Origin of the sequence: Prevotella sp. P4-67, assembly GCF_002251325.1 — a bacterium.
Classification (GTDB): domain Bacteria; phylum Bacteroidota; class Bacteroidia; order Bacteroidales; family Bacteroidaceae; genus Prevotella.
Genome location: NZ_NPJL01000003.1, coordinates 1 through 4494 on the forward strand (window position 1 = coordinate 1; position 4494 = coordinate 4494).

The following is a 4494-nucleotide window of genomic DNA, read 5'->3' on the forward strand; positions in this document are numbered from 1 at the left end:
GGAGGGCACTGAAAAAGTCCCCTTTTTTTATGACCAAAACGGAAAATGCTTACGATTTGTAACTTCTCTTTCTGCAAATCGCCTAAAATAAGGCTAAAATAGACAGATAATAAAGGGTAAAACAGCTATTTTTCCGTCATCAACTTTCAATTTGATAGTGGGTTTTAGTTTTTCAGTGCCCTCCCTTGGGGAAGGCTGGGATGGGGCTTTGGATGGGGCTTTGGATGGGGCTTCTATGCCAATGCCTTGGTGTAGATGTCGTTGAGCACCAAACCACCGATGGTGAAGCCGAAGATGGCGGTGATGTGGACCATTGAGCCGTTGATTTGGGCCTTGCTGGCGTTCCAGTCGTGGTGGGCGAGCGTGGGGTCGCCGGGGGCGGGTTCTTGGGTGTCGGGCATGGTGCTGGCGGCGACCTGATGGGCGCCCCGATTGTCGAGCACCTGCTCGCCGTAGACGCACATGAACTTGCGGGCGGGGCGGCAGTGCATGTGCTTGAACTTCTTGCGGAGGGCGGCACCGAGCGGACAGCCGCGTACCTTCCAGAACTCAGCCACGCGTATGAGCGTGGGGTCCATCTTGAGGGCTGCGCCCATGGACGAGAACAGGGTGGCACGGGTCTCGCAGGCACGGAGCATGAGCAGCGCCTTGTCCTTGAGGCTGTCTATGGCGTCGATGATGTAGTCGTAGGTGTCGAGGGCAAAGTCGTCGGCGGTGTCGGCAGAATAAATCTTCTGCAGCGCCAGGATGTCGGCATCGGGACTGATTTCGAGCAGATGGCGGCGCAGTGCGTCGACCTTGACCTCGCCCACGGTGAGGGAGGTGGCCATGAGCTGGCGGTTGACATTGGAGGCGCAGATGCGGTCGGAGTCGACGATGGTGAGGTGGCGTATGCCCGAGCGTATGAGGCACTCGGCAACCCAACTGCCCACGCCTCCGACGCCGAAGATGATGACGCGGCGGCTGGCGATGGTCTGCATCACATCGTCGCCCATGAGCAGTCGCGCACGGTCGAAGATAGGATTGTCTGTATACATGATGAATGGGTTGACAATGGTGGTGGGGCGGACGGCCTATCGCTCAGTCCGTGTTACCAGCCAGGCGCTGAGCAGCACGAGGATGAGCGCGACGGGCTTGTCCCATGTGAGGATGTCCTGGTGGATGAGTATGGCTACGACCGATGCCACGATGGGCTGGAGGTTGGTGTAGATGCTCACGCTGGTGGCTCGGATGTAGCGCATGGCGAAGGGTATGGCCACGTAGCCGGCTACGGTGGCGAAGACCACGATGAACGCCATCTCAGCCACACCGTCCCACTGCCAGGCGGCGGAGTAGAGCTTCTGGGTGTCGAGTTCGCCCCAGGCTATGGGCAGCACGGCTATCGACGAGGCAAGGAAAATCCACTTCATCTGGGTGACGGCAGAGTAGCGCGCGCTGACCTGACGGGTGATGAGCAGGTAGATGGCCCAGGTAATCAGGCTGAGCATACCGAAGCTGATGCCCAGGAGATCGTGGCGTCCGGTGCCTCCGTGCCAGTGGGTGAAAATCATGAGCAGGGCGCCCGCGGTGGCGAGGATGACGGCGATGCTGCGGGTGAAATTGATGCGCTCGCCGATGAAGAGAGCCGCCATGAGCATGGTGGCTACGGGGGTGAGGCTGGCGATGATAGAGAAATAGACGGGCGAGGTGAAGACCAGTGCCCAGGCTGCCAGCGTCTGTGAAATGACAAATCCTAACAGTCCGCCACAGCAGATTACGACGAGGTCGCGGCGCTCGACATGCTCGGAGGGCAGGAAGAGCGAGATGAGCCAGAATATGGCTGCGGCGCCCACGCAGCGCGTAAGCATATAGACCATGGGAGAAACCCACTCCTTGAGCAACAGAGCGGTGACGGGTACGCCAAATCCGAAGATGATATTGGCGGTCATGACGGCCATGTGGCCTTGTAACTTCTTGCTTTTCATATCGCAAAGGTACTGCAATTAGCCAGCACTGCAAAACAAAAGGGTGTGAAAAATACTGGCGTTAGCATTTTTTTGTCATCATCGGCAGCCGGACAGCAGCAAAAAGGAGAGGCCGTGCAGCCGGTGGCGATGGTGCCAGGGTGCATGGCCTCTCCTTGGAGCGGACTGGGGCAGAGGGTCAGCGACGGCGGAAGAGCTGTCCCATATTGATGCCGATGCCGATGGACGAGGTGTATGCCTTCTTGCCCGTGGTGGTCTGGAAGAGGGGGAGGAGTCCTACGCGTCCGGTGATGGCGAGGGGGCCGAAGCAGACGACTGTCTCGAGGTTGAGGCCGAAGGGCTTGAGTCTGACATTGCGCTCGATGGGGTCGCCCATGTCTGCCGGCGTGAAGCGGTACTTGCCCTGGGTGCGCATGTCGGCAGAGATGCCTATGGCAATCTGCGACGCCATGTTTTCCGGGGCTATCTGCCACGACAGCATGAGCGGTATGCGCACGCCGCCATAGGAGAGCCTGTTGGTGGAAGCCGCCGAGGCTGCGGGGGTGAAGCTGACGTGGCTGCCCTCGCCCTGGAGCAGCGTGCCGGGCTGGAAGTGCATCCATGTGTAGTAGGTCTGGGCGCCCATGGAGAAGCCCAGCTGGCCCCATCGGCCACGGTCGGTGAGCGGCGTGATGCCCTCGAAGATGGTGACGCCCACCTCGGAAGAGCCGGAGCCACGGGTGTGGAGTCCGGATGAACTGTTGGCGTCGGAACCTATCTTGCTGTCGGTCGATGTGTAGGCATACCACACTGTGGGGAGTATGGGCGCCAGGGCGGCGGCCCTGGTATAGGTCGAGGGGAGGAAGGGCGAGGTGACATAGACGCGCTCTACCTCCTGCAGGTTGGCGAAGACGGTCTCGCGGGTCTTCAGGAGCTGGTTGTCGGTGGAGTCGTAGACAGCCACGTGGGTCTCGCCCTTATGGGTGGTGACCACGATGCGCTGCTGGTTGACAATGATGGTGGCGTCTCTGCCGGTCTGGGCGGCTGCCATGAGCCATGCCAACGATGCGCATAGCAAAACGGATAATCTTTTCATATACCTTATTATATATAGTGGTTGTTTCAATGTTGTCGGTTATGGTAATAACGTATGAAAGTGGTGATTGTGACATGGGAAACGCAGATTTTTGGGCTGTTTATGGTTAAATATCATTAAAGGGTTATACAAAAGGTGCTTTTCTTGCGTCATATATGTAAGATTTAATAACTTTGTGGAATAATATCGTGATAATTAAGATGAACAGAAGTAAAACAACCGTGCTGACGCTCGCCCTTGGAGCCCTGTTGATGACAGGTTGTGTCAGCAAAAAGAATTTAGAGAGTTGTCAGGCAGAACTGAAGAACTGCCAGACAGAGAACAGAGAGTTGACCGGCAGCTACCAGAACACCAAGGAGCAGTTGGCCGCCGCCCAGGCTCGCGTGGCAAGTCTCAGCGACCAGCTGGCAGAGCAGCAGAAGGCCTACAAGGCCCTGCAACAGAGTCTGGACAAGAGTCTGGCCAATACCAGTGCCAACAGCGTGAACATCTCTAAGTTGGTGGACCAGATCAATGAGAGCAACCAGTATATCCGTCACCTGGTAGAGGTGAAGAGCAAGAGCGACTCGCTCAATATGGTGCTCACCAACAATCTGACCCGCTCGCTGAGCAAGGAAGAGCTCAAGGAGGTGGATGTGCAGGTGCTCAAGGGCGTGGTATATATCTCGCTCGCCGACAATATGCTCTACAAGAGCGGTTCGTATGAAATCAGCGAGCGTGCCGAGGAGACTCTGAGCAAGATAGCCAAAATCATCATGGACTACAAGGACTATGACGTGCTGATCGAGGGTAACACCGACAACGTGCCTGTGAACACCAAGGCTGCTTCGATGAAGAACATCCGCAACAACTGGGACCTCTCTGCCCTTCGCGCATCATCAGTGGTACAGTATCTGCAGAACAGATTTGGTGTAGCGCCCAAGCGTCTTACTGCCGGTGGTCGTGGAGAGTATACCCCCGTGGCCAGCAATGACACCGAGGTGGGCAAGCAGCGCAACCGCCGCACCCAGATTATCATCACTCCGAAGCTCGACCAGTTTATGGACCTCATCGACAAGGCGCCTGAGAGCGAGAAGTAAGTCGGGAGAACATAGAAACATACAGGAAACTCACCCTAACCATCCCTGCGCGGATAGGTTAGGGTGAGTTTTTTTGTGGATGTTATTTTTTTATACGTATAATCAAATTGGAAAATCCGTAGATTTACCCTACCTTTGCACATGTATTCAAGAGGATACCCGCAGGACAGGTTCCTGCCGACGGACGATGTAAAGACGAAAGAAAAGAAGAAAAGAGAATGACGGAAACTTTTATCAAAACAACTTAAACCCAAATCGGTCATTAGGATTTCTCTGTGTCGTACGGCAAAGAGAAATCCTTTAATTTTTCCCATATAGATAAGAATGATTGTCGTGTTTTTAGTGATCTAGCCAAATATAGGATGTGCTTGTCTTC

The 4494-nt window shown here is 55.6% G+C and carries 4 protein-coding genes; 1 reads left to right on the forward strand and 3 read right to left on the reverse strand.

The annotated features are described in order from the left end of the window. Positions 1–233 precede the first annotated feature (233 nt). The 3 genes from CIK92_RS00180 to CIK92_RS00190 all read right to left on the reverse strand — a co-directional run bounded on the left by CIK92_RS00180 (position 234) and on the right by CIK92_RS00190 (position 3039). Positions 234–1037: a ThiF family adenylyltransferase gene (locus CIK92_RS00180; protein ID WP_094387752.1), complete on the reverse strand. Its 804-nt coding sequence runs from the start codon at positions 1035–1037 to the stop codon at positions 234–236. 36 nt (positions 1038–1073) lie between these two features. Further along, entirely contained in the window at positions 1074–1964 is an 891-nt protein-coding gene (locus CIK92_RS00185) for a DMT family transporter (RefSeq protein ID WP_094386694.1), read from the reverse strand. A gap of 178 nt (positions 1965–2142) precedes the next feature. Then, on the reverse strand, positions 2143–3039 hold the full coding sequence (locus tag CIK92_RS00190; protein ID WP_144289273.1) for a hypothetical protein: 897 nt from the start codon (positions 3037–3039) through the stop codon (positions 2143–2145). A gap of 200 nt (positions 3040–3239) precedes the next feature. Here CIK92_RS00190 and CIK92_RS00195 point away from each other — a divergent pair, with 200 nt between their 5' ends. Further along, the gene (locus tag CIK92_RS00195) at positions 3240–4118 is read left to right on the forward strand and encodes an OmpA family protein (protein WP_094386692.1); all 879 of its coding nucleotides are present in this window, start codon (positions 3240–3242) and stop codon (positions 4116–4118) included. The last annotated feature ends 376 nt before the right edge of the window (positions 4119–4494 follow it).